At 61.1% G+C, this 25378-nt stretch carries 24 protein-coding genes and 1 tRNA gene; 8 read left to right on the forward strand and 17 right to left on the reverse strand.

Going from position 1 to position 25378, the window contains the following annotated elements:
• Window positions 1–122: 122 nt before the first annotated feature.
• Entirely contained in the window at window positions 123–1217 is a 1095-nt protein-coding gene (locus AC56QP_RS05675; RefSeq protein ID WP_489860575.1) for a porin, read from the reverse strand.
• A gap of 751 nt (window positions 1218–1968) precedes the next feature.
• On the opposite strand from AC56QP_RS05675, the gene AC56QP_RS05680 reads away from it, so the two are divergent.
• Together AC56QP_RS05680 and AC56QP_RS05685 are read left to right on the forward strand one after the other, a co-directional pair.
• On the forward strand, window positions 1969–2772 hold the full coding sequence (locus tag AC56QP_RS05680) for a CPBP family intramembrane glutamic endopeptidase (RefSeq protein WP_489860574.1): 804 nt from the start codon (window positions 1969–1971) through the stop codon (window positions 2770–2772).
• A 101-nt stretch (window positions 2773–2873) separates the two neighbouring features.
• A complete protein-coding gene (locus AC56QP_RS05685; protein WP_489860573.1) occupies window positions 2874–3056 on the forward strand; it encodes a hypothetical protein in 183 nt (60 codons plus the stop codon).
• Window positions 3057–3232: 176 nt separating this feature from the next.
• Here AC56QP_RS05685 and era read toward each other — a convergent pair whose 3' ends face one another.
• The 9 genes from era to rpoZ form a co-directional block, all read right to left on the reverse strand.
• A complete protein-coding gene (gene era / locus AC56QP_RS05690; protein WP_489860572.1) occupies window positions 3233–4165 on the reverse strand; it encodes a GTPase Era in 933 nt (310 codons plus the stop codon).
• A complete protein-coding gene (rnc, locus tag AC56QP_RS05695) occupies window positions 4162–4911 on the reverse strand; it encodes a ribonuclease III (protein ID WP_489860571.1) in 750 nt (249 codons plus the stop codon). The genes era and rnc overlap by 4 nt, the downstream gene beginning before the upstream one ends.
• Window positions 4912–4913: 2 nt before the next feature.
• Entirely contained in the window at window positions 4914–5663 is a 750-nt protein-coding gene (lepB, locus tag AC56QP_RS05700; protein WP_269903848.1) for a signal peptidase I, read from the reverse strand.
• A 78-nt stretch (window positions 5664–5741) separates the two neighbouring features.
• Entirely contained in the window at window positions 5742–6155 is a 414-nt protein-coding gene (gene acpS / locus AC56QP_RS05705; protein WP_489860570.1) for a holo-ACP synthase, read from the reverse strand.
• Window positions 6152–6751: a DUF2062 domain-containing protein gene (locus tag AC56QP_RS05710; protein WP_489860569.1), complete on the reverse strand. Its 600-nt coding sequence runs from the start codon at window positions 6749–6751 to the stop codon at window positions 6152–6154. The genes acpS and AC56QP_RS05710 overlap by 4 nt, the downstream gene beginning before the upstream one ends.
• Before the next feature lie 254 nt (window positions 6752–7005).
• Window positions 7006–7386 carry a VOC family protein gene (locus AC56QP_RS05715; protein ID WP_489860568.1) on the reverse strand — a complete coding sequence of 127 codons (381 nt, stop codon included), beginning with the start codon at window positions 7384–7386 and terminating at the stop codon, window positions 7006–7008.
• 13 nt (window positions 7387–7399) lie between these two features.
• A complete protein-coding gene (pyrE, locus tag AC56QP_RS05720) occupies window positions 7400–7978 on the reverse strand; it encodes an orotate phosphoribosyltransferase (RefSeq protein ID WP_489860567.1) in 579 nt (192 codons plus the stop codon).
• A 30-nt stretch (window positions 7979–8008) separates the two neighbouring features.
• The gene (locus AC56QP_RS05725) at window positions 8009–10237 is read right to left on the reverse strand and encodes a RelA/SpoT family protein (protein ID WP_489860566.1); all 2229 of its coding nucleotides are present in this window, start codon (window positions 10235–10237) and stop codon (window positions 8009–8011) included.
• 134 nt (window positions 10238–10371) lie between these two features.
• On the reverse strand, window positions 10372–10773 hold the full coding sequence (gene rpoZ / locus AC56QP_RS05730) for a DNA-directed RNA polymerase subunit omega (RefSeq protein ID WP_091577099.1): 402 nt from the start codon (window positions 10771–10773) through the stop codon (window positions 10372–10374).
• A gap of 327 nt (window positions 10774–11100) precedes the next feature.
• Here rpoZ and AC56QP_RS05735 point away from each other — a divergent pair, with 327 nt between their 5' ends.
• Complete coding sequence (locus AC56QP_RS05735) at window positions 11101–11682, forward strand: LabA-like NYN domain-containing protein (protein WP_091577098.1); 582 nt, start codon at window positions 11101–11103, stop codon at window positions 11680–11682.
• Between the two features lie 11 nt (window positions 11683–11693).
• A complete protein-coding gene (locus tag AC56QP_RS05740) occupies window positions 11694–12350 on the forward strand; it encodes a uracil-DNA glycosylase (protein ID WP_489860565.1) in 657 nt (218 codons plus the stop codon).
• Between the two features lie 21 nt (window positions 12351–12371).
• On the opposite strand, the gene AC56QP_RS05745 is transcribed toward AC56QP_RS05740, so the two are convergent.
• The 3 genes from AC56QP_RS05745 to dapA form a co-directional block, all read right to left on the reverse strand.
• Complete coding sequence (locus AC56QP_RS05745; RefSeq protein ID WP_489860564.1) at window positions 12372–12953, reverse strand: glycoside hydrolase family 25 protein; 582 nt, start codon at window positions 12951–12953, stop codon at window positions 12372–12374.
• Window positions 12954–13097: 144 nt separating this feature from the next.
• On the reverse strand, window positions 13098–13577 hold the full coding sequence (gene smpB / locus AC56QP_RS05750) for an SsrA-binding protein SmpB (protein WP_256749577.1): 480 nt from the start codon (window positions 13575–13577) through the stop codon (window positions 13098–13100).
• A 25-nt stretch (window positions 13578–13602) separates the two neighbouring features.
• The gene (gene dapA / locus AC56QP_RS05755) at window positions 13603–14484 is read right to left on the reverse strand and encodes a 4-hydroxy-tetrahydrodipicolinate synthase (RefSeq protein WP_489860563.1); all 882 of its coding nucleotides are present in this window, start codon (window positions 14482–14484) and stop codon (window positions 13603–13605) included.
• A gap of 291 nt (window positions 14485–14775) precedes the next feature.
• Here dapA and AC56QP_RS05760 point away from each other — a divergent pair, with 291 nt between their 5' ends.
• Window positions 14776–16806 (forward strand): lytic transglycosylase domain-containing protein, encoded by a 2031-nt coding sequence (locus AC56QP_RS05760; RefSeq protein ID WP_489860562.1) that lies wholly within the window; start codon window positions 14776–14778, stop codon window positions 16804–16806.
• 153 nt (window positions 16807–16959) lie between these two features.
• Window positions 16960–17862 (forward strand): alpha/beta fold hydrolase, encoded by a 903-nt coding sequence (locus AC56QP_RS05765; protein WP_489860561.1) that lies wholly within the window; start codon window positions 16960–16962, stop codon window positions 17860–17862.
• 78 nt (window positions 17863–17940) lie between these two features.
• Here AC56QP_RS05765 and AC56QP_RS05770 read toward each other — a convergent pair whose 3' ends face one another.
• The 3 genes from AC56QP_RS05770 to AC56QP_RS05780 all read right to left on the reverse strand — a co-directional run bounded on the left by AC56QP_RS05770 (window position 17941) and on the right by AC56QP_RS05780 (window position 20576).
• Window positions 17941–18996 carry a tyrosine-type recombinase/integrase gene (locus AC56QP_RS05770; RefSeq protein ID WP_497109025.1) on the reverse strand — a complete coding sequence of 352 codons (1056 nt, stop codon included), beginning with the start codon at window positions 18994–18996 and terminating at the stop codon, window positions 17941–17943.
• Window positions 18997–19239: 243 nt separating this feature from the next.
• The gene (locus AC56QP_RS05775) at window positions 19240–20346 is read right to left on the reverse strand and encodes a porin (protein ID WP_489860559.1); all 1107 of its coding nucleotides are present in this window, start codon (window positions 20344–20346) and stop codon (window positions 19240–19242) included.
• A gap of 139 nt (window positions 20347–20485) precedes the next feature.
• Window positions 20486–20576 (reverse strand) — tRNA-Ser (locus AC56QP_RS05780).
• Window positions 20577–21027: 451 nt separating this feature from the next.
• Between AC56QP_RS05780 and AC56QP_RS05785 the strand changes: the two genes are divergently transcribed.
• Entirely contained in the window at window positions 21028–22158 is a 1131-nt protein-coding gene (locus AC56QP_RS05785) for a porin (protein ID WP_489860558.1), read from the forward strand.
• A 238-nt stretch (window positions 22159–22396) separates the two neighbouring features.
• Here the strand turns inward: AC56QP_RS05785 and AC56QP_RS05790 are convergent, their stop codons facing one another.
• Window positions 22397–24061: a tetratricopeptide repeat-containing sulfotransferase family protein gene (locus tag AC56QP_RS05790; RefSeq protein WP_489860557.1), complete on the reverse strand. Its 1665-nt coding sequence runs from the start codon at window positions 24059–24061 to the stop codon at window positions 22397–22399.
• A 189-nt stretch (window positions 24062–24250) separates the two neighbouring features.
• Here AC56QP_RS05790 and AC56QP_RS05795 point away from each other — a divergent pair, with 189 nt between their 5' ends.
• A complete protein-coding gene (locus AC56QP_RS05795) occupies window positions 24251–25363 on the forward strand; it encodes a pyridoxal phosphate-dependent aminotransferase (RefSeq protein WP_489860556.1) in 1113 nt (370 codons plus the stop codon).
• The last annotated feature ends 15 nt before the right edge of the window (window positions 25364–25378 follow it).

The raw sequence follows: 25378 nt of genomic DNA on the forward strand, positions 1-25378 counted from the left end.
ACCGGTTGGATGGCGAAATCAAGGTATGGGTTTGTGCGTGGCGGGCCGGCACCTCACATCAGCACACAAAAAGCCGCCCGCAGCGATGTGCTGCGGGCGATCTGGTAAGGTCAGTCGATTAGTTAGAACGAGCGCTGGAAGCGAACGATGCCGCCGACGCCATCTTCGAACTTGTCGTCGAAATTCTTGAAGTAATCGACTTCGGCCGTGATCGTGTAGCCGGGGACGATGGTGTAGGCGACGTTCGCGGCAACCGCGAAGTCCTGGAAGTCAGTGTAGGAGACCTGGGCGTTGAGCTGGACCTTCTTGTTGACGGTGTAGGTACCGCCGCCCCAAACGGCGAAGTTGCCAGTCCACGGCTTGTAGAAATTGGTCGCCTTGTTATCGTCGGTGCCGTAGCCGCCCATGATGAAGAGCGTCAGGTCCGAGGTCGCCTTGACATCAAGACGGACCTTGCCGGCCCATTCTTCCCAATTGCTGTTGTAGGCACCGACGGCGGTGATCGCACCCCAGTCGCCCTTGTACTTCACACCGCCCACGACATGCGGAACGTAGCTGTCGATGGTCTCGGAGCCCGAACCTTCTTCAAGCGAGGCCACCGCCGAGAAGCCGTTGCCGGCATCGAAGTAGTAGCTGATCAGGTTGGTGTCCTTGGTGCCGTAAGGAATGATCGTATCCTGGACGACATTACCGGCATAGCCGATGAAGGAGTCATAGGCCGTTTCGTCCTTACCGACGCGCAGCCCGCCAAGCTGGATCCAGGCGAAATGCAGATCCGCGGTCTTGTTGCCGGCCTCGCTGTCAATCGCGAAGCCATTGGCGTCCTTGGCCGTGGTTACGCTACCGAAGTTGAAGCGCGTCTCGGTGTAGGTCTTCAAGGTGCCGAGTTCGGTTTCCTGGCCAGTCCATGTCTTCAGCGTGAAGCGCGCGTTCTTGTTCCAGGTGTCGTTGGTGCCGCCATCCATTGAGTCTGTGGCCTTGGTGCCGTCCAACACGCGATTGCCGTCGCCAATGCTGGCGTCGTAGCGAATGTAGCCGCCGATGCGCAGGCAGGTCTCGGTGCCTGGGATGTAGAAGTAGCCGGCGCCGTAGACGTCGCAGATCTTGACGTATTCGGCCGGCTCCGGTTCGGCGACGACGACAGCGTCGGCGGCGCGCGCGCCGGACACCGCGATCAGTGCCGCGGCTGAGCCGAGAAGGAGGCTCTTGATGTTCATTTTCTGACCTCTCCAGTCATAGTTTTAAATTGGCTTCGGATTTGTGGCTGGCGGCAGTGTTTTCCCGCCTCATCCCCACAACGAAAAAGGCTCGCACCGCTCGCCCTTTTCAGCGGCGAACATACCCATCGATCGTCCGCCTTCAATGACGGTTTTAGAAATAACCACGATTCTCTAAACAGATTAATCGCGTGTTGCACAAATAACACTCGCGATAATGTCGAATGGCACAATTGGAACAACGTCATATTTTCAATATATATTCAGATAGTTTCTCGGCTAAGTATATCTCACTGGTGTTATAATTCCAATTGTGAGCTGAAAATGGGGAATATCCGCCTTTTTCCGTAAGAAATACCTGATAATTTCGTTCCAGCTCGTCATCAGACGACACGGCGCGCCAGACCGCACTCCGGCGTTGTGGCGAAAGGCCGGCAGCGCCTGCCAAGCCCTTCGGCTTTTGGTCGAGGCACTCGAAACCCGCCTGGAGCGCTGCCCGCGTACTTGATTGCGACAGCCCAACCGTCGGGCACCGCGCCAAGGAAGATCGGCCACTCCTTCAGAAATATCGGAAATTTTTCAGGAACTGCTCGGGATTTTTTGGCCACGCAGGCGCCAATAAGCGCGGGTTGACCGGCGTGGTCGACACGGCCTGCCGAACAACTCGGCGGCGACCGCTCCAGATGCATGTCGACCGATCGGGCAGCCCGGCGACCTCTCTTGACCCATCTGCCCACCGAGAGGATCTGATATGACTTCCGTCCTGAGCCTGGTGCGAAGGCACCATTTGACCGCCTTCTTTTCGCTTGCGCTTGGCCTGACCTGGCTGGCCTTCATCCCGTTCTTGCTGTCGAACGGCGACAGCATTCCCTGGTTTACCTTTGGACCAATGGTTGCCGGCTTCGTCGTTGCGGCCCTGACCGGCGGCTGGAGCTCGGTCAAGGCCATCCTTGCCTCGATGGTGAAATGGCGAGTTCATCCGGTGTGGTATCTGGTGGCGTTCGGCCTGCCATTCGGAACGCAACTGGCTTCAATCCTGATCAATCCGTTGTTTGGCGCGGCAACACCGGCCTGGAGCAATATCCCTGCCTTCTCCGAGATGCTGCCGGTCATCGCGCTCTACGCAGTCTTCAGCGGCCCGTTCGGCGAAGAGCCGGGATGGCGCGGCTTTGCAACGCCACGCCTGCTTGCCAGCCATTCGGCACTGGCCGGCAGCCTGATCCTCGGCGTGATCTGGGCGATCTGGCACTTTCCGCTCGGCCTGGTCGGCGACCTGAGCCTTTACAGCACGATCAACGTCGTGCTGGCGGGCGTGGTGTTCACCTGGCTTTACCAGAACACCGGCAGCGTGCTTCTCGCCTTTATCATGCACGTCACGCACCAGAACAGCGTGCGTTTTCTCGGCAAGGTGTTCACCGGCAGCGACTATCTGCAACAGCAATGGATCGGTGTTGCGATCTGGGCGATCATCGCGGTTGCCATCGTCGCCTGTTATGGCGCCGAGAGCTTCGTCCGCCGGCCAAAGACGCACCTTGCAATCGCCGACGCTGCCTAAGCTGCTCGCAAGGAGCGCGGTGTCCGAATCCGGGCGCCGCCCCCTTTCTTGTCGTCCGTGCAAATTTGCAAGCCCTTGACCCAGCCCCCTGACATAGGCCAATGCCGGCATGGCTTTCAGGGAGCGGGTACCAGTACGACAGATCGCTGGCGCTCTACATGCTGGGTGAGTACCGGCCGGCCGCCGAGGCGCTGGAACTGGCGACGCTGCCGACGCCGTGGATCCGAACGCGGCTTGCCGCCTGCTATGCGCAACTCGGCAACATGGAAGCGGCAAGCCACTAGGTCGCGCTGATCAACACCGACGGCTCCAATTTCTCCCCGCTCGACTATGCGAGAACGATCGTTCCGTTCGAAAACGCCGCCGATGCGGAACATCTTGCCAATGGCGTGTTGCTGGCGCTTGGACCGCGGCGGTAGTCCCGCCATTCAGGCGCCTCACGCCCCGTGGACGTGGTCGGCTAATGCGGGAACTCGAGCCCCATCTCGCGGTAGCGCTCGGGGTCGTCGCCCCAGTTCTCGCGCACCTTCACGAACAGGAACAGGTGCACCTTCTGTTCGAGGATGCCTGCTATCTCCATGCGCGCTGCCTGGCCAATGGCGCGGATGGTCTCACCCTTGTGGCCGAGGACGATCTTCTTCTGGCTGTCGCGCTCGACGTAGATGGTCTGGTCGATGCGCACCGAGCCGTCCTTCTTCTCTTCCCATTTCTCGGTCTCGATATGCGAGGAATAGGGCAGTTCCTGATGCAGCCGCAGATAGAGCTTTTCGCGGGTGATCTCGGCAGCCAGCTGGCGCATCGGCAGGTCCGAGATCTGGTCTTCCGGATAATACCAGGGGCCGGCAGGCAGTGCTTCGGCGAGATAGTCGAGCAGGTCCTTGCAACCGGAACCGGTCAGCGCGGAGACCATGAAGGTACGCTTGAACGGCACCCGTTCATTGGCGGCGGCCGTCAGCGCCAACAGCGCTTCGTGCTTGACCCGATCAACCTTGTTGAGGATCAGCACCATCGGCTGGCGAACGTCCTTCAGCCTTTCAAGGATGGCGTCGGCGTCGCCCCTGATGCCGCGCTCGGCGTCGATCAGCAGCAACACGATATCGGCATCCTTGGCGCCGCCCCAGGCGGTGGTCACCATCGCCGTATCAAGCCGCCGCTTGGGCTTGAAGATGCCAGGCGTGTCGACAAAGACGATCTGCGCATTGTCATGCGTGGCGATGCCGCGCACGATGGCACGCGTCGTCTGCACCTTGTGGGTAACGATCGACACCTTGGCGCCGACGAGCTGGTTGACCAGGGTCGATTTGCCCGCATTGGGCGCGCCGATGAGCGCGACGAAGCCGGAGTGCGTGGCGGCGGCTTCTGGTGCCGCAGAGGTCTCTTCGGTGGCGGTCATGCCGCACTCCCTTCATTAACGCGCCGCGCGCCCGATACGTTGTTCCAGACGCCTTCGCGAACTAGCATTGCCGCCGCGGCGGCCTGCTCGGCCTCGCGCTTTGAACGACCACTACCGCTCGCTGGCTGAAATGCTCCAACCCTGACGCTGACCGTGAAGAGCGGATCGTGGTCCGGCCCCTCTCGGCTGTCGATGCTGTAGGCCGGGACAGCACTTGCCGCCTGGTGCGCCCATTCCTGCAATTCGGTCTTGGCATCGCGACGTGCGGCGCCTGAAGCCTGCGAGCGCGGTTGCCAGTATTTATGGATGAAAGCGCGCGCCGCCTCCAGCCCGCCATCGAGATAAAGCACCGCGATCAGCGATTCCAACGCGTCGGCGCGCAAATTGACACGCTTGCGGCCCTCGAGCCCGCGCATGTCCGATCCGGCGCGGATCAGGTCCGGCAGGCCGATATCCTCGGCGATTTCCGCGAGCGCCTCGGCGTTGACCAGCGCATTGAGCCGCAGCGACAGTTCACCTTCCGCAGCATCAGGAAATGCGGCCAGCAGCATGTCGGCGACCACCAGGCCGAGAACCCGGTCGCCAAGAAACTCGAAGCGCTCATAATCGGTGCCGGCATTTGCGCCGCGCGCACTGGCGTGGGTCAACGCACGCTGCAGGCGCTGGCGGTCGGCAAAGGCGTGGCCCGTGCGTTCCACAAGCGCTTCGGCGAGCGCGTCGGCGGTAAGCCGTTTTGCCGCTACCATCCCTAATTTACAAAATGGAACAGGCGCGAAGCGCGCATCAAGGACGGCCATTTCCAGATTTCAAGCGGGCTTGCCTTGCCGGCGATCGAGAAGAAAATCAGATTGGCGCGGCCAACCAGATTCTCCGCCGGAACGTAGCCGACCGTGAACCGGCTATCACTGGAGTTGTCCCGGTTGTCGCCCATCATGAAATAATGGCCGGGCGGCACGTCGAATTCGCGGGTATTGTCGCCGATCGAATCCGGTGACAAATCAAGCGTGTCGTAGCTGACACCGTTCGGCAGCGTCTCGCGATAGACGTCAATGGGACGATCCGTCTCGGTGATGTCGGGATTGTCGATCTGGCCGGCCTTCACGCGCGGCACGCCGACTCCATTGATGAACAGCTGGCCGTCCTTCATCTGGATCTTGTCGCCGGGCAAGCCGATCACGCGCTTGATGTAATCAACGGAAGGGTCCGGTGGGAATTTGAACACCACCACGTCGCCGCGCTTCGGCTCGGAGCCCCAGATGCGGCCCGAGAAAATGTCGGGGCCGAAAGGCAGCGAATAACGCGAATAGCCGTAGGACCACTTGGTGACGAACAGATAGTCGCCTTCCAGAAGCGTCGGCCGCATTGATCCCGACGGTATCGAAAACGGTTGGAACAGCAGCGTGCGGATGACCAGGGCGAGCAAAAGCGCCTGGACGATGACGCTGACGGTTTCGCCAAGCCCGCCGGATTTCTTCTCGGATTTTTCAGCCACGCTCATGTCGTCCTCGATTGTGCGTTGGATGGTATAGAGTCTCGGCGCGCGCTGGGCAACGTCAATGCCGGTCGTCAGATGCAATCAATGTGGCGCTTCTTCGACGGGCAACGCCTCAATGATCACAAAGGCTTGAGCAAGCGGAAAATCATCCGTGATGGTAAGGTGGATTGCCACCCGATGGCCGCTTGGCAGGATTTTGTCCAAGCGCGCCAAGGCCCCGCCGGTCAGCGCCATGGTCGGCGCGCCGCTGGGCAGGTTGATGACACCCATGTCGCGCCAGAACACGCCCTGCGCGAGACCGGTGCCGAGAGCCTTGGCACAGGCCTCCTTGGCGGCGAAGCGCTTGGCGTAAGAGGCAGCGCGGGCGCGTCTCCCCTCCGAACGTGCCTGCTCGACCTCAGTGTAGATTCTCTGGATGAAGCGCTGGCCGTGCCGCTCCAGCGACTTCTCGATGCGTCTGATATCGATCAGGTCGCTGCCGATGCCGATGATCATCGTGCCGTGGTACCGATGCTTTCGGCGGGACGAGACGATTGCGCATGCCGGGCGGACCGCTCGGCTAGGCGCTTGCGCCGCTGCTCGCGGAAAGCGTTCATACCCCAGCGCGTGATGCCATAGAATAGGAGCCCGAAGACCAGCCCGAGCGGTACCGCGCCAATCAGCATCGGCTCAAGCACGGGCTTCCACAGTTGCGCGAAGGAAAGCTTGTGCAGCATCTCGCCCAGATGCGCCGGCGGGCCGTGCACCGGCAGGCGATCGTGCAGGATGAGTTTGCCGGTCTCCCAGGAAGCGCCCCATAGCAACGGGAAGGTCAGCGGATTGCCGAAGAACACCGCGCCGAGTGCCGCTGCCACCAGGTTGCCGGCGATCACCCAGCACACAACGGCGGCGATGGCAAAGTGGAAACCGACAGGAAAGAACGAAGCGAAGACGCCGGCGGCGACACCGGCCGCCACCGCATGCGGAGTGGCCTTCAGCCGCAAGATGCGCTTGGAGAAATACTGAAGCGAGCGCGAAAAAGAGCGGCGCGGCCACAGATAGGTACGCACCCGCTCGAAAAGACCATCAGGCTTGCGACGTCGAAAAAGCACTCTGTTCCCGTTCCACGGCTCCCGCACCGGCAACTTCAGCCGGGCGCGCGACAGCCACATCTTGCGCTTGACGATCGCCCAATGGCAATCGCAACCTTGATATAGCCATACGCAACCCCAACAACAACTGAAGGCCGACAGCACAGCAGCCACGTGGCCATAATTTTTGGTAAGGTCCGCCCCTCCAACGCCGGACAATCGCGGCGAATTTGAGAAGCTGCCTGGATTTATTGTCGCAGCCAATGCTTCGGATCTTACGATCGGTATTCGCTGACCTCGACCAGATTGCCGTCCGGGTCACGGAAATAAATCGACATCATCAGCCCTCGCGCACCAAGACGTTCGACCGGACCGAGTTCGACCGCCACAACGTTGGCCGCGAGACGGGCACAGACCTCATCCAGCGGCCGGTCAGTGATCAGGCAGAAATCACCGGATCCGGGCGTCGGCGACTTCGCCTTCGGCTCGAAGGTGCGGCCGACCTCATGCACATTGATCTTCTGATTGCCGAAGGCCAGCGCTGTCGGCCGGCCCGGCGTATCGATGCGTTCAAAACCCAGCACGCGTTGATAAAAGGCGCAAGTCACTTCCAGCGAAGCGACCGTCAACACGAAATGATCGATGCCTGCGATCATTTCGGCCTCCTCGTCAGATGTTGCGGCTGCCGGGCTTGATTGCCGGTATGGCGGCAAGCTCCGGCGGCAACCGGTCGGCCGGATAGGCCGGAACCTCATATTCGGCGAGCGCGATCAGCGGCACACCGACATGGGTCTTGCCGGCCGAACGGTCGATGATGCAGGCGGCGGCAACCACTTCGGCGCCCAGTTCGCGCAGGCACTCGATGGTTTCGCGGATCGACAGGCCGGTGGTGACGATATCCTCGACGATGACGACACGCGCACCGGCGGCGATCTCGAAACGGCGCAGGCGGAACTCGCCCCCTTCCCGTTCGACCCAGATCGCCGGCACGCCGAGATGGCGCGAGGTTTCGTAAGCCGGGATCAGCCCGCCGATCGCCGGACCGACGACATAATCGATCTTGCCTGGCACCGCCGCACGGATCTTTTCGGCCAGCGCCTTGCACAACCGCTCGGTCTTGTCGGCATGCATGAACACCCGCGCCTTCTGCAGGAAGACCGGGCTTCTCAGGCCCGAGGTCAAAATGAAATGCCCTTCCAGAACAGCACCCGCCTCGCGGAAAATGCCCAGCACTTCATCGGTATTCATCTGCGCCTGTCCCCACATAGATCAGCCGTGTCAGCCATTCACACGCCTTGCATCGCTGACGCTCGAATTGTCCTTGAGCTGCGACAGCAGCCGGTTGAGGTGCTTCAGATCCCAGACTTCGAGATCGATCAGCATTTCGGTGAAATCGGGCGCGGTGCGCACCATCGACAGCGTATGGATATTGGCGTCGTTCGACGCAACGACCTGGGCGATATCGGCGAGCGAACCCGGCGCATTGATGGCGGTAACCGATACGCGCGCCGGAAAGCGCTCCTTGGTGCGCTCGTCAATGTCCCAGCGCACATCGATCCAGCGTTCCGGCTGGTCGTCGAAGGCCTGCAGCGCCGGCGACTGTATCGGATAGATGGTGATGCCGGTGCCCGGCTGAACGATGCCGACGATGCGGTCGCCAGGCACGGCCCCTTCCGGCGCGAAACGCACCGGCAGGTCACCGCGCACGCCGCGGATCGGCACGGCGCCGTCCTTCGGCTGATCCTTGTCCTTGCGCGCGGCGCGGCCCGGGATCTGGAACAGCATGCCGGCGGCGTTGCGGATCTTCGACCAGCCCTCCTCGCGCTGCTTGGGCGCGGCCGTGGTGACGCGCTCGTCCTTGTAGTCGGGGAATACCGCCTTCATGACATCGGTGGAGGCAAGCTCGCCACGGCCGACCGAGGCCAGCACGTCCTCGATGTCCTTGCGCGCCAGCCGGTGCAGCACCTGCTTGAGGCTTTCCTTGGTAAAGGTCTTGCCAGCACGCTCGAAGGCGCGTTCCAGGATGCGGATGCCGAGGCCCGAATACTGCTTGCGGATGGCGTTCTTGGTGGCGCGGCGGATGGCCGAGCGCGCCTTGCCGGTGACGACGACCGATTCCCACGCAGCCGGCGGCACCTGCGCCTTGGAGCGGATGATCTCGACCTCGTCGCCGTTCTTCAGTTCCGTCATCAGAGGCATGATGCGGCCGTTGACCTTGGCGCCGACGCAGGTGTCGCCGACATCGGTGTGCACCGCATAGGCAAAATCGATTGGCGTCGCACCACGCGGCAAGGCAATCAGCATGCCCTTCGGCGTGAAGCAGAACACCTGGTCCTGGAACAGTTCCAGCTTGGTGTTTTCGAGGAAATCCTCCGGATTGTCGCCTTCGGCAAGCTGCTCGATGGTGCGCCGCAGCCAGGCATAGGCGTTGGTCTCCTTCGAGATCGCATGCGCGGCTCCGTTGGTCTTGCCGCCAGTGTCCTTGTAGATCGAATGCGCGGCGACGCCATATTCGGCGATCTTGTTCATCTCGCGGGTGCGGATCTGCAGCTCGACGCGCTGGCGCGACGGGCCGACGATGGTGGTATGGATCGAGCGGTAGTCGTTCTGCTTCGGCGTCGAGATGTAGTCCTTGAAGCGGCCTGGCACCATCGACCATGTGGTGTGGATGGCGCCAAGCGCCCGGTAGCAGTCCTCGAGCGTGTCGACGACGACGCGGAAGCCGAAGATGTCGGAGAGCTGCTCGAAGGAAAGCGCCTTGGCTTCCATCTTGCGGAACACCGACCACGGCTTCTTCTGCCGGCTCTTCACGCTGGCTTTGATCGCATGTTTCTCGAAGAGGCCGGACAGCGCCTTCTCGATTTCGGTCAGCACATCCTTGTTGCGCTCGAAGATCTCGGCGAGCCGTGCGGTGACGGCGCGATAGGCCTCCGGGTTGATATAGCGGAAGGCTATCTCCTCCAGCTCCTCGCGCATGCCTTGCATGCCCATGCGCCCGGCCAGCGGCGCATAGATGTCCATGGTCTCCTCGGCGATGCGCAGGCGCTTGGCCTCCGGCATATGGTCCAGGGTGCGCATGTTGTGCAGGCGGTCGGCGAGCTTGACCAGAAGGACACGGACGTCTTCGGAGATCGCGAGCAGAAGCTTGCGCAGGTTTTCCGCCTGCTCGGCCTTCTTCGACACGAGGTCGAGCTTCTTCAGCTTGGTCAGACCCTCGACCAGCTTGCCCATTTCCGGCCCGAACAGCTCGTCGATCTCGGCCCGCGTCGCCGTGGTGTCCTCGATGGTGTCGTGCAACAGGGCGACCGCGATCGTCGCCTCGTCCATGTGCATTTCGGTGAGGATGGCGGCGACTTCGAGCGGATGCGAGAAATAGGGATCGCCGGAAGCGCGCTTCTGGTGGCCATGCTTCTGCATGGCATAGACATAGGCCTTGTTGAGCAACGCCTCGTTGACGTCAGGCTTGTAGCGCTGGACGCGCTCGACAAGCTCATACTGACGCATCATGGGCGGGATCTCACAGCGGTGAAATGAATCATGCGCCGCACTGCTGTACGGCGCATGTCATAGATAGCCACGAAACTGCCGATACGGAAGGGCCGGACGATTAATCCAGCGACCTTGGCAACAGTGGTTCGCTCTTAGTAATCGTCGCTCTTTTCCGGGGGAACCAGGCCCTCGATGCCGGCCAGCAGATCTTCCTCGGTCATCCGGTCGAACGTGACATTCTCCTCGGCGTCGTCGGCATTGGTGGCCGCGACAGCGCCGCCGGTCTGGTCAGCGATCGCCTCGCCATCAGCTTCGGGCTCGTCGACCTCGACATGCTTCTGCAGTGAATGGATCAGATCTTCCTTGAGGTCGTCGGGCGACAACGTCTCGTCGGCGATCTCGCGCAGCGCGACGACCGGGTTCTTGTCGTTGTCACGCGGCACGGTGATCGGCGCGCCCTGGCTGATCTGACGCGCGCGGTGGCCGGCAAGGAGCACCAGCTCGAAGCGGTTATCGACCTTGTCGATGCAATCTTCAACGGTTACGCGGGCCATGGATTGCCCCTTTCATGCGATGGATTTGATGGAAAACAGGCGCGGTCCTTAACCTGAACGCCATCAAAATACAAGCATCATGGCAATGGCGGGGCCGCCAGGCACCCAATCCCTCGTTCAAACACCTGATTTTGCAAAATCAGGCAGCATCCCTGAGCTCCGTGCCTCGATCACAATTGCTTGCAGTGCGACAACACGCCCTTGGATTGCCACGAAACTGGGGGTATCTCGAATGATGCCAGGTCAGCCGGTTTATTATGAGCCTGACCGATAGTCGCTATCGCATTTCGTTTAGACGGCCGCCTATTTCGAAAAGGACTATTTTCCATGTTCGATCCCCGTGAAAAAATCGCCCTATTCATCGACGGCGCCAATCTCTACGCCACGTCGCGCGCGCTCGGCTTCGACATCGACTATCGCAAGCTTCTGTCGAGCTTCCAGAAGCGCGGCTATTTGCTGCGCGCCTATTACTACACGGCGCTGGTCGAGGATCAGGAATACTCCTCGATCCGTCCGTTGATCGACTGGCTCGACTACAACGGCTTCAAGGTCGTCACCAAGCCGGCCAAGGAATTCACCGACTCGACCGGCCGCCGCAAGATCAAGGGCAATATGGACATCGAGTTGACGGTCGACGCGCTGGAGCTCGCCGATGTCGTCGACCACTATGTCATCTTTTCCGGCGACGGCGACTTCCGCACGCTGGTCGAGGCGCTGCAGCGGCGCGGCCGCAAGGTATCGATCGTCTCGACCATGGCCTCGCAACCGCCGATGATCTCCGACGATCTGCGCCGCCAGGCCGACCATTTCATCGACCTGACGACGCTGAAGAACGAGGTCGGCCGCGATCCGTCCGAGCGGCCGGTGCGGCGGCCCGAGCCGGCTGAAGTCGACGAGGACGACTTTTGAGGGCGGTCGCCTTGACCGCCCTTTCCCCTTCCGAACCCGGCCGCGACTGCCCGCTTTGCCCAAGGCTGCATGATTTCATCGCCGAATGGCGCCAGCGCGAACCATCCTGGTTCAATGCACCGGTGCCGACCTTCCTGCCGCCGGAAGGTGAAGCAGCGGTCCAGTTGCTGATCGTCGGGCTGGCGCCCGGCCTGCGCGGAGCCAACCGCACCGGACGGCCCTTCACCGGCGACTTTGCCGGCGACCTGCTCTACTCGACTCTGATTTCGCACGGTTTCGCGCGCGGTGCGTTCAAGGCGCGGCCAGATGACGGGCTTGAGCTTGTCGGCGCGGCCATAACCAACGCGGTGCGCTGCGTGCCGCCGGAGAACAAGCCGGTGGGTGCCGAGATCGCCACCTGCCGGACATTCCTGGTGCCGACGATCGCCCGGTTTCCCAACCTGCGCGCCGTGCTGGCGCTGGGATCGATCGCGCATCAATCGACCGTGCGCGCGCTTGGCGGGCGCGTCGCCGCCCACCCGTTCAAGCATGGCGGACAGCAACCGGCCGGCGGCATCACCCTGTTTTCGAGCTACCATTGCTCGCGCTACAATACCAATACCGGTGTCTTGACCGAAGCAATGTTCGTCAGCGTTTTCAGCGAGATCGCGGCGTTCCTGCAGAAATAGAGTCGGGTGGCTGCGGGCTCATCAGCGTGGCGGCGCAACCAGCGCGGCCAACACCGCCGGACCACCCTGCAGCACATTCAGATCGACATCGCCATTGATGCCATCGACACGTCCCCTGTTGTGGTACTGCCAGTAGACCCAGTCGTCGCGGACTGGCTGCAACAGCAATGAGCGAAGCCACAGCGGCCGGGCAGCGATGCGACCGGCATAGGCCTCTGCCGCCTCGTCGGTCAGGTAGACGATCGCCGGCTTGCCGAACGCTGCCTCCACAGGTGCGAGGAACGCGGCCAGTTCGGTACTCAGTTGCTCGGGCGTTGGCCGCTGCGGGCAATTGCCGCCGAACTCGATGTCGACAACCGGAGGCAGCAAAGGCTGATCGTGCGGCACCACCGAGATGAAATTGCGTGCCTGATCGCCGCCCGGCCGGCAGAAGGTGAAGAAATGATAGGCGCCGACGGCAAGACCGGCGGCGCGGGCCTCACGCAGATTGGTGGCGAAGGCGTCGTCGACATGATCGCCGCCTTCTGTCGCCTTGATAACGGCGAAGGCGACATCGTCGGCGGCGACGCGCCGCCAGTCAATCCGGCCCTGATGATGGGACACGTCAATGCCCCTGACCGGATATTTGCCGCGGTCCGGCGAGAATGCCCTGAAATAGAGATATCCGCACGCGGCGACCAAACATGCCAGAACTAGGCTGGCCAAGCTCAAAAGGATAATCCGGCTCTTCAAACGAATGGCCCCAGCCTATCCGCGCTCCTTCAAGAGCCTGCCCTTCTCACGAGACCAGTCACGCTGCTTCTCGCTTTCGCGTTTGTCGTGCAGCTTCTTGCCGCGCCCGACGGCGAGCAGCATCTTGGCGCGGCCCTGGTCGTTGAAATAGATCTTTAGTGGCACCAGCGTCATGCCTTCGCGATCGACGCTCTGCGACAATTTCGCCATCTCGCGTTTGTTAAGCAGCAGTTTGCGGCGGCGGCGCGGCTCGTGGTTGAAGCGATTGGCCTGCAGATATTCCGGCAGATAGGAATTGATCAACCAGATCTCGCCGCCTTCCACCGAGGCATAGCTGTCCTGGATGTTGGCCTGGCCCTGGCGCAGCGACTTGACCTCGGTGCCGGTCAGCACCAGGCCGGCCTCGACCGTGTCGAGCACCTCATAGGAAAACCGCGCCTTGCGGTTTTCCGCCACGGTCTTGTTGTTGGGATCGGCTTTTCTGACTTGATTCATGATGTGGAGAGGTGGCGCCTCATCCCTAGTTTATCAAGCCGGCGTGCTTCATAGCCGCATCGATCTTTTCGGCCGTCGACTGCTCGACGGTGACCAGCGGCAAACGCAGCACGTTCTCGACCTTGCCCAGCTTCGACAGCGCGTATTTCGCGCCGGAAACGCCAGGATCCATAAAGATCGCCTTGTGCAGCGGCAGCAGACGGTCCTGCAGTTCCAGCGCCTTGACGCTGTCGCCGGAAAGCGTCGCTTCCTGGAACTCGGCGCAAAGCCGCGGCGCGACGTTCGACGTCACCGAAATGCAGCCGACGCCGCCATGCGCGTTGAAGCCGAGCGCCGAAGCGTCCTCGCCCGAAAGCTGGATGAACTCCTTGCCGCAAGTCGCGCGCTGCTCGGAAACCCGCTCGACCTTGCCGGTGGCATCCTTGACGCCGACGATGTTCTTGAAGTCGTGCGCCAGCCGGCCCATCGTCTCCGGCGTCATGTCGATGACCGAGCGCGGCGGGATGTTGTATATTATGATCGGCAGCTTGGTCGCCCTGGCGACGGCTGCGAAGTGCTCGTAGAGGCCGCGCTGCGTCGGCTTGTTGTAGTAGGGCGTGACGACCAGGGCGGCATCGGCGCCTGCCTTCTCGGCATATTGCACGAGCCCAACCGCTTCCTCGGTGTTGTTGGAACCGGCGCCGGCGACCACCGGTGCCCGGCCCCTGGCCACCTCGATGCAGACCTTGACGACATGGCGGTGCTCGTCATGCGACAGCGTCGGCGACTCGCCGGTGGTGCCGACCGGGACCAGGCCTGTCGTGCCCTCGGCGAGTTGCCACTCGACGAACGCGCGAAAGGCTTTCTCGTCGAAACGCCCGCTCTTTTCGAACGGTGTCACGAGCGCGGTAAGCGAGCCTCTCAGCATGTCGTCCAACTCCCTGGGACTTCTTGTCTATGCATGTCGCTTCCCCAAAACCGGTATCCACTTTTGGGGCGACATGCATCGGTGTTTTGTCGTGCGCGCCTTCTAGCCGAAAGCGAAGCGGCGCACCATAGTCTCGACATTGTTGCGCGGCAAGCATTGCCATGGTGCCAGCAAGCGCAATTCGGGCGACCTCGATAACCTTTTGTTTACGGGCTCTTCACGACCTAAGTCTAGGCTTCGAGGCCTCTCGGCCTGCTGGTAGAATGCCAGGACAAGGAAAGACACAAGATCATGCCGGCCAGTCGGCCTCACCTTTTCGCGCTGCTTGGCGCCACGCTCGCGCTGTTGCCGGGCATAGCGATCGGCGGCAGCGTCGATGTGCAGGTCACCTCGGCGATCCCTCCGCCGGGCCTGCAGGCCCGGGCGCAACCGGATGCCTCGCCCAGCGTCGCCCAACTGAAGAGCGGGCTGGATGCGCTGGCGGCTGGCGACATTCCCGGCGCCCGCGCCGTGCGTGATGCTCTTCCCGCCAACTCGCTCGACCAGCACATCCTTGCGTGGGCGATTGCGCTGTACGGCGGCGACAAGGTTCCGAGCGGCGACATCGCCGCAGCCGCTAGGATGCTACCCAACTGGCCGGGCACCGTTGCCTTGCGCAAGAACAGCGAGCGCGCGCTTTATCGCGAGAACCCTGCCCCGGATATCGTCATTCCGGCATTCGACGGCAGCCAGCCGCAGACATTCGAAGGCGTGATGGTTCTCGCCCGCGCCTATGTCTCGTCCGGCAACGCCAAGGCGGCGCGTTCGGTGCTGTCGCCGTTCTGGCGTACCGCGATCCTGGAAGCCAAGGACGAAACGGCGCTGATCAAGGAATTCGGCGGCCTGATCCCGGCCGCCGACCACCGTTTTCGTATGGAGCGCATGTTCTATGCCGACCGGGTTGGCTCCGCGCTACGTCTCGCCAGCCTCGCCGGCGCTGAACAGCTCGCGGACGCCTGGGCGGCGGCGGGCAGAGGCGACAAGAACACCGCCAAACTGCTGAAGGCAGTGCCAATGGCCCAGCGTTCGGCCGGCTATTTCTTCGCGCAGGCCGAATATCTGCGCAAGCAGGAGAATTTTGCCGGCGCCGCTTCTGTCGTGATGCAGGCGCCGACCGATCGTGAAGCGCTGGTCGATCCGGACGCTTGGTGGGTCGAGCGCCGGGTGTTGTCGCGCGAACTGGTCGACCAGGGAGACATGAAGACGGCGTACCGGATTGTCGCCATGCATGCCGCCGAAAGTGCCGCCAATGCGGCGGATGCCGAATTCCACGCCGGCTGGTACGCGCTGCGTGGCCTGAACGACCCCAAACTTGCTGCAACGCATTTCGTGCGCATCGCCGACCTCGCCCAGGGGCCAATGACCCTGTCGCGCGCCTACTACTGGCTCGGCCGTGCCGCCGAAGTCGGCGGCCCCGGCAACGCCAAGGACTATTTTGGGCGCGCCGCTGCCTATGGCACGACATTTTACGGCCAGCTTGCCGCCGAACGCGTCGGCCGACAGGCGCTCAACATCGTCTACCCGCAACCTGATACCGCCGACCGGCGGAATTTTGCCGGCCGCGAAGCCGTCAGCGCCATCAAGCGGCTGCAGGAAGCCGGCTACGACCGCTATGCCGAAACGCTCTATCGCGATCTAGCCGGGCAGTTGACCAGCCCAGGCGAACTGGCGCTGCTGGCCGTTCTCGCGGAAAAGCAAGGCAACCATTTCATGGCGCTGAAGGTCGGCAAGATCGCCGGCGCGCGCGGCATCGATGTCGGCGCGCTGTCGCATCCGCTCGGCGTGATTCCCGATTCGGCCAATATCTCCGGCTCCGGCAAAGCGCTGGCCTATGCGATTGCCCGGCAGGAAAGCGAGTTCAACATTGGCGCCGTGTCGAGCGCGGGCGCGCGCGGGCTGCTGCAGCTGATGCCGGCGACCGCCAAACAACTGGCGAAGAAGGCCGGGTTACAGTTTTCGCAGACAAGGCTGACCACCGACGCCGGCTATAACGCGACGCTTGGTTCGGCCTTTCTTGGCGAGCAGCTTGACCGCTTCAACGGTTCCTATGTGCTGACCTTCGCCGGCTACAATGCTGGCCCTAACCGGGCAAGCCAATGGGTGGCGAAATACGGCGACCCACGCGGCAAGGACATCGATGCGGTCGTCGACTGGATCGAGCGGATTCCCTACACGGAAACAAGAAGTTACGTGCAACGCGTGATGGAGAATTACGAGGTCTACAAGATGCGTATTTCCGGCAAATACGACATTGTTGGGGATCTTGTGAACGGGCGTGGCTGACCGAAGCAGCCGGATCGAGAGCGATTTCACCGAAGCTGCCGCCCCCTTAGGGGAGATTTGGCCGTCTTCTCCTAGCCAGCTCCTATTTGACCCTCCTCGCCCTCGCCTGTAGCAGTCAGGGAAGATTCGGCGGCGGGAAGGAATCGCGTCCAGATGTCGAGCACTGAAGGCTTTTCCGATTTTTTCCATAGCGCTCCGGATGGGCTAGAACTTCATGCGCGCGTCTATGGTGAAGCAAATTCCGACCATTGGCCGGTGGTCTGCCTACCTGGCCTGACCCGCAATGCCCGGGATTTTCACGAATTGGCGCTCCATCTTTCGGCGCGGCCCACGGCTCCGCGCAAGGTGGTTGCCTTCGACTATCGCGGGCGTGGGCAATCCGCCTACGATCCCGATGTCAGCCATTATAATGTCGGCGTCGAAGCCGGCGACATTCTTGCTGGGTTGACGGCATTGGGAATTGAGGCAGCCGCCTTCATCGGCACCTCGCGCGGCGGGCTGATCATCCATGTTCTCGGCGCGCTGCGGCCGACGGTCCTGAAAGCCATTGTTTTCAACGACATCGGGCCGGTGATCGAGCTGGCCGGCCTTGCCCACATCCAGTCCTATCTTGAACGCGCACCAAAGCCGAAAACTTTCGCTGCGGCGGTGGATGGCCAGCGCGATGTTCACGGCCAGGATTTTCCCGCGCTCACCGACGCCGACTGGAGACGGATGGTGGAGGCGCTTTACCGCGAGACTGATGAAGGGCTGCTGCCCGATTTCGACCCGAAGCTGGTCGACACTGTTGCCAACCTCGATCTGACGCAGCCGCTCCCGGCCCTGTGGCCGCAATTCGAGGCGTTGCAGGCCATTCCCTTGCTCACACTCCGCGGCGCCAATTCGAGACTACTGTCCGAAGACACGCTGAAGCAGATGCAAGAACGCCATTCGCAGATGGAGACGATCACCGTCGAGGGTCAGGGGCACGCCCCGTTCCTTGAAACCGGCGACTTGCCAAACAGGATCGCCACGTTCTTCGACAATGCCGAGCAGCGCAGCACGACCGCGGGCTGAGAACAGGCACAGCCACCGCCGAAAACGAATGCGCCCCTCAACCAAGCTCAGGTCGAGGGGCGCGCCGAAATATCTATGCTATTGGGATTTCGCGCTTTTCCGTACCTTGGCCTTTGCCGCGACCGGCTCGCTCTTTCTGTCCTGCGTCACGGCGCAGGGAGACGATCCGGGCTTTGCCGCCGCGCTGTCGGACCCGCTGCTTCGAGGTGTTTCCAGCACAATGACGCAGCCGTCGAGGTCATTCGTGGCCAGATGCGCGTAGCGCATGGTCATCGACAGCGTCTGATGGCCGAGCCACATCTGCACACGCCTGATATCGATGCCGCCCTGGACAAGACGCGAAGCACAGGTGTGGCGCAAGATATGCGGCACCACCTGGTCGTCGGCGCCTAGGCCGACCTCAGCCTTTGCGTCATTCCAGATGGCACGAAACTGAGCCTGGCTGAGCTTGGTGAAGGGACCTTTGGGCCGGCGACCTTCGGCGGCGGGCAGCTTGATGACCTCCTTCACCCGTTCGGTCATTGGAATGGTGCGGCTGCGGCCGGACTTGGTGATCCAGAAACTAACGCGATGCTCCTGGATGTCATTCCAGATCAGCCCCAGAGCCTCACCGAGGCGGCATCCGCTATCGACCAGGAAGACCGAGAGCCTGTAGGCATCCTCGCTGCGGCTCTTGATGGCTGCGAACAGCCTGGCCTCTTCGTCCCTCTCGAGGAAACGAATCCGCCCCGCCCGCTCCTTCTGGCGGCGGAACTCGGGTAGGCTATGGATATCCCCCATCTTGTGAGCCTTGCGCAGCAGTTTGCTGAGGGCAGCCATCTTTCGATTGATGGTTGCATTGCTGTTGCCGCGCTGGCGCAAGGTGCCGATAAGATTGTCCAGGGTACTCTGGTCAAAGGCGCTGAAACGCTCCCCGAGGAGAATCTCATCTATCTCGCCGATGAAGGAGCTGACATTGTATTTATGTCGCCCATCATCCCATAATATGTCCCGATATGCTGAAAAAAGATCCCCAACCCTATGTGACGTTACTTCTCGTATCTTGTTGTAGGTATATTTAAACTTCGAATTTTGAGAAGAGAACACCGCAAAATGATCAGAGGGATTACCCTCTTGAATCGCTTCGTTTGTCATTATGAGCCACACCCCCGAGTGGATAGGTCTGACCTAGCCCACATCGAGGCGTCCTTTCAAGAGTTTTGAATCACACGATTGTGATTTCATCCGCCAGATGGGGATCCCACGAAATCATATCGCAGATTCAATTCAGCTACCGATGCCCCCTTTTCCTTCTGTCTGCCCAAGCCCAGTCACGAAACAAAAACAGCCCGGGCGTTTGTGCGCCCGGGCTGGATTTCACCTGTATGGAACCAGCCCTTAGAAGGAGCGCTGGAAGCGGAGGATACCGCCGACGGCATTGCTCTTGCCGGCCGGGATATCCGTCCAGCTCTGACCAAACTTGGTTGCGTGAGCCCAATCGACTTCGGCGGTGATCGTGAGGCCGGGAACGATGTCGTAGGCGATGTTCGCCGCGAGACCGAATTCCTTCGCTTCATCATAGGAAACCTGCACGTTGAACGAGGTCTTCTCGTTGAACTTGTAGGTGCCACCGCCCCACACTGCCCAGTTGCCGCCCCACTGCTTGTAGAAGTTGTAGGTGGTATTGTCGTCCGAGCCATAGCCACCCATGATGAACAGCGACAGTTCGTTGGTCGCATTCACGTCCAAGCGGACCTTGCCAGCCCATTCTTCCCAATTGCTGTTGTAAGCAACGACGCCGGTGATGGCGCCCCAGCCCTGGGTGTACTTCACGCCGCCGACAATATGCGGGACGTAGCTGTCGATGGTCTCGTAGCCAGAGCCTTCTTCAGCCGAGATCACAGCCGAGAAGCCGTTGCCGGCATCGAAGTAATACTGGACAACGTTGGTGTCGAAGTCGCCGTAGGGAACCAGGGTATCCTGGATGACGTTGCCGGCGTAGCCGATGAACGTGTTGAAGGCCGATTCGTCCTTACCGACGCGGAGGCCACCGAGCTGGATCCAGGCGAAGTTCAGCGAAACCCGATTGACGCCTTCACCGGTGGTGTTGCCAGCGTAGGGACCGCCACCGTTGCCGAAATTGAAGCGGGTCTCGGTGTAGGTCTTCAAGGTGCCGAGCTCGGTTTCCTGGCCGGTCCAGGTCTTCAGCGTGAAGCGGGCGTTCTTACCCCAGGTATCCTGGCTTTCGCCAGTCATACGGTCGAAGGTACGGGCGCCGTCGAAGCTACCCTGCTGGCCAGCGCTCATATCGTAACGGACATAGCCGCCGATGCGCAGGCAGGTTTCGGTGCCGGGGATGTAGAAGTAGCCAGCGCCGTAGACGTCGCAGATCTTGACGTATTCAGCGGGTTCCGGCTCGGCGACAACGACGGCGTCGGCGGCGCGCGCACCGGAAACTGCGATCAGGGCCGCAGCGGAGCCGAGAAGAAGGCTCTTAATGTTCATTTTCTGACCTCCAGTCAGAATCGAACAGAACAGCGGTGTTTGGGGTGCATTTTGCGCGGCCCGGGGTCGCGTCCGCTTTAGCTATCTATCTGTTTTAGTGAGATAATTTCTGCCTTGCCGCCATCGCGGTAGGCAAGAGTGGCGGAGAGGATGGGATTCGAACCCACGAGAAGCTTTTGACCTCTACTCCCTTAGCAGGGGAGCGCCTTCGACCACTCGGCCACCTCTCCGTTGCGCCGCTGGATAAAGAAAAGCGCCGGCACAATCAACAAGCCCGCATCATTATATGGAAAAATAAGAACGCACCGAACCGCAGCTCTCCATGGATGCGGCGGTTCTGCGGCAGTTTCCCGGCTGGCGACTCGAGGCCTCGCCATGATTCCGTCGGCTGATTGCCGGATTCGCCCGCAAACAAAGGGTTGCGGAGGGGCGGATGGTTAACGAGAGCTTTCTGAGTGAGGCCAAATCGTGTCATTTGTGCAACAACGCCAGGGGATAGCAGCCGAACAGCCCTTTCGCCGGTACGATCGTGGTTGAACGCCGCCGCCTCATGAGTAATGTCGATTTCGAAGGAGCGGCGCGGTGCGCATCTTTTTCGGTAGTGGGGATGGGGCAGGGAACGCTGTCCTTCAGCAAAGAATACCCAGACCCGTTTTTTAACTTTTGACTGGAGGTCAGAAAATGAACATTAAGAGCCTTCTTCTCGGCTCCGCTGCGGCCCTGATCGCAGTTTCCGGTGCGCGCGCCGCCGACGCCGTCGTTGTCGCCGAGCCGGAACCCGCTGAATACGTCAAGATCTGCGACGTCTACGGCGCTGGCTACTTCTACATCCCCGGCACCGAAACCTGCCTGCGCATCGGCGGCTATGTCCGTTACGACATCGGCGTCGGCGACATCGGCTCGTTCGATGGCGCGAGAAGCGCAGATCACATGACCCCTGGCGACAACAACGCTACTTACTACAAGAATGCCCGCTTCACGCTGAAGACCTGGACCGGCCAGGAAACCGAGCTCGGCACCTTGAAGACCTACACCGAGACCCGCTTCAATTTCGGCAACTTCCAGACCGATACGGGTAGCTACATCAACGACGCCCATAACAAGGACGTTTCGCTGAATTTTGCCTGGATCCAGCTCGGTGGCCTCCGCGTCGGTAAGGACGAATCGGCTTTCGATACGTTCATCGGCTACGCCGGCAACGTCATCCAGGATACGCTGGTTCCCTACGGTAACTTCGACACCAACGTCGTTCAGTACTACTTCGATGCCGGCAATGGCTTCTCGGCCGTGGTCTCGCTCGAAGAAGGTTCCGGCATCGATACGATCGACAGCTATGTTCCGCATGTCGTCGGCGGTGTGAAGTACACGCAGGGCTGGGGCGCCATCACCGGCGTTGCCTCGTATGACAGCAACTACGAAGAGTGGGCCGGCAAGGTTCGCTTGGACGTGAACGCCACGAACGAACTGTCGCTGTTCATCATGGCTGGCTATGGTTCCGACGACAACCTCAATGACTTCCGCGGCGGACGCGGCTTCTACAAGCAGTGGGGCGGCAACTGGGCAGTGTGGGGCGGTGGCACCTACAAGTTCAACGAGAAGACCTCGTTCAACCTCCAGGTGTCGGCTGACGATGACAAGAACTGGGGTGTCGCGGCTAACGTCGCCTACGACGTCGTCCCCGGCCTCACGGTCACGGCCGAAGTCGACTATGCCCACGACGGCAAGTTTGGCGATCCGGACAATTTCAACTGGACTGGTGCGGACAAGAAGAACAGCGTCGGCGGTATGCTCCGCTTCCAGCGTTCGTTCTAACAGGTTTCGTTTCGTCGAAATCGGAACCCGGCGGGCAACCGCCGGGTTCTTTTTTTGGGATTGCCAAGCGCAGCCGATGGAATTCAGCATTGTAAGTGCGAAGTCTGACGAAGGAAGCGTTAGCTCCCGAGGAGGTCGCCCCGGACCTCTCGGGATTGCTTTTGAATACTTTTCGCCCGTCTTTTCGCTCGGACATATTGCTCGAGAATAGACGTACTACCGCTGGAGCGAATTCAGCTTACGCCTCGGCAAGGTCACCCAGAGACTGTATCAACGGCTGAATCTCGTTCTCATAATTCTTCCATCGCTTGACGGACGACTTGTAGATCGGCTGACGAACCTGCCAGCGGCTGTAGGTATTTACCGAGCCATCCCGGTCAAAAAAGCGCAGGCAGGCATCGTCCCAGGGCAATCCGAGATAATCGATGAGCCGGCGCGACTGCTCCTCCTGATTTTCGATCAAAGTCTCATAGCGATTTTCGAAAATACGTCCGGGGAAAACCCTGCTCCAATGGCGCATCAAGCGATCATATTCCCTGTAGTAAAGTCCCAGCGTTTCAAGATCGGCGCTGTAGCTGTGCGCTTTACTGAATTGCAGGACGAAGCAGGAGAGGCAATTGTCAATGGCATCGCGGCGGCAATGAATGATGCGAGCGTTGGGGAAGAGAATGCCGATCAGACCGATCAGCTCGAAATTGTGAGGCATCTTGTCGACGATCCGAAGCGCCTCAGGAGCCCGCTCACGCAGGTAGGCTAGGTGCTCCTCGGCCAAAGTCCTGGTCAGATCGGGAGTAATCGTCGCGATCGATTCGCCAAAATTCGCTTTGGAACGGTCTCCGAGGCCAATACCATTGGCTATTCGTCTAAGCTTGCTGAGCTCGCCGGCGCCATGAACATCGGGATGGCTGGCACAGATCTGCTCCGTCAGCGTCGTGCCCGAGCGAGGCATGCCGACGACGAATACAGGCAGCTCCGAGGGATTGCCATAGGTGGCCGTTGAAGCCACCAGTTCCGGCGTGAACGTCTCGATCATGGCATCGACCCAACGACGGTAGTTTTCCAGATCGAATTTATTACCGGCGGCTTGATTTCCCTTTTTGAAGTGGTCCATCGCCTCCTTGTAGCGACGCATGTCATTGAGCACCTTCCCGGCCGCGTGATGAAGCGCTGCCGCTCCCTCCGACCCGTGGTTCGGGTCTCGAAGCTCTGCCAGGATTGCCGCGAGTTCCGGCGGCTCTTCCGTGTATTTGCGCGTGTGTACAAGCGCATTATACGCAGCCGGCACCTCGATGCGCCGCTCTACTGCCTTTTTCAGATGAACCGCGGCTTCGTCCATACGACCGAGACTTGCGAGTGCTTGGGACAGCCCCATCCGAGCCAAAGAATGATCTCGCGCGAGTTTCAGCGCCTTCTCGAAGAGCGGCAGCGCCATCTCCCCCTTGTTAAACATATTGTAGGTGTTGCCGAGGGCGCAAAGCGCCTCCACCAGATCCGGCTTCATGGCCAAGGCGTACTGAATGTGCCGTATCGCTGCCGAAAACTCGCTGACCGTGAGATAGGCTTCCCCCAAGCTAAGGTGGTAATAGGGGTTGCGAGGCTCGGCTCCCACCGCGCGTGCGAAATACCGCAAGGCCTTTTCGCTATCGAACTCGAGTCCCAGCGTCCCCAGTATGTACAGCGCCAGGGGATGTTCGGGCGTTCGCGCCAGAACCCTGAGGCAAAGTTCCTCGGCCTCAGGCAGCCGCTCGGCCTGCTGCAGTTCGAGCGCCTGCCTCAACAGCATGTCGTCAGCATGCGTAAGGGACAGGGCGACTTTTGGTGGTTGGGCTTTCGGCAGGTTGATCTTCTGCGCGGGTTGGGCCTTGAGATGCTTGGACCAAGCAGGGGGCAATCGAGAGTTCATGGCCCGTCGTTAGCAAAAAACTCCATCCGAATCTAGCATCGGAGGCACGTCGGCGCAGGCGAATCTTACGCCCCTAACCGCTCTGACAGCGTATTGTTGCATTGCCGAAGGCTCTGTCTTCCGATCCTGAACTTGCGCCCGCTATCCGGTCACGTTAGCAAGAAGGCCCTTTTCAAGCGAGCCTTCGCCATGCCCCAGCGCCCTCCCCTCACGCCGCTCATCGCGGCACTTCCGTCGACGGTCCCGTTTGTCGGGCCCGAAGCACAGGAGCGCGAGCGCGGCCGCGCCTTTCGTGCCCGCATCGGTGCCAATGAGAGCAGTTTTGGGCCTTCGCCGCGCGTTATAGAGCGCATGGCTGGAATTGCCCGCGACATGTGGATGTATTGCGATCCCGACAATCATGATCTCAAGGTTGCCGTTGCCGGGCATCTCGGCGTGGGGGCCGAAAACGTGGTTGTCGGCGAAGGCATAGACGGCCTGCTCAGCCTCGTGGCACGCATGTATGTGGCAGCAGGCGATGCCGTGGTGACCTCGCTCGGCGCCTATCCGACCTTCAACTTCCATATTGCCGGTGTCGGTGGGCGGCTAGTCACGGTCCCCTATGAGAACGATCGGGAAAGCCTGGACGGCCTGCTCGCGGCGGTCCGCAAGGACAAGGCGCCGCTGGTCTACCTGTCCAATCCCGACAATCCGATGGGCAGTTGGTGGGAAGCGGGCGAACTCATCCGCTTCATCGAGGCACTGCCGGAAACCACCATGCTGGTGCTCGACGAGGCCTATGGCGAACTCGGACCGGCTTCGGCAATGCCGCCGATCGATATCTCACGGAAGAACGTCATCCGCATGCGCACCTTTTCGAAGGCCTACGGGCTGGCCGGCATACGCTGCGGTTATGCCGTTGCTGAGGCCGAAGTCATCCGCGACTTCGAGAAGATCCGCAACCATTACGGCGTCAGCCGCATGGCGCAGATCGCCGGTGTCGAGGCGCTTGCCGACCAGGACTATCTCGAAACCGTGGTGGCGCGGGTCGTGGCCGGCCGCCGACGCATCGCGGCAACCGCCGAGCAGAACGGGCTGAAGCCGCTGGCTTCGGCGACCAACTTCGTCACCATCGATTGCGGCCGCGATGGCGCTTTCGCGCTGAAAGTGCTGCAGGGCCTGCTGTCGCGCGACGTGTTCATCCGCAAGCCGATGGTGCCGGTGCTCGACCGCTGCATCCGTGTCAGTGTCGGCCTCGACCACGAACTCGACATCTTTGCCGAGGAACTGCCTGGCGCGCTCGCAGCGGCGCGGGGCAATTAGGATCCGTTCGTAAGC

Source organism: Mesorhizobium sp. RCAM 05104, assembly GCF_059683645.1.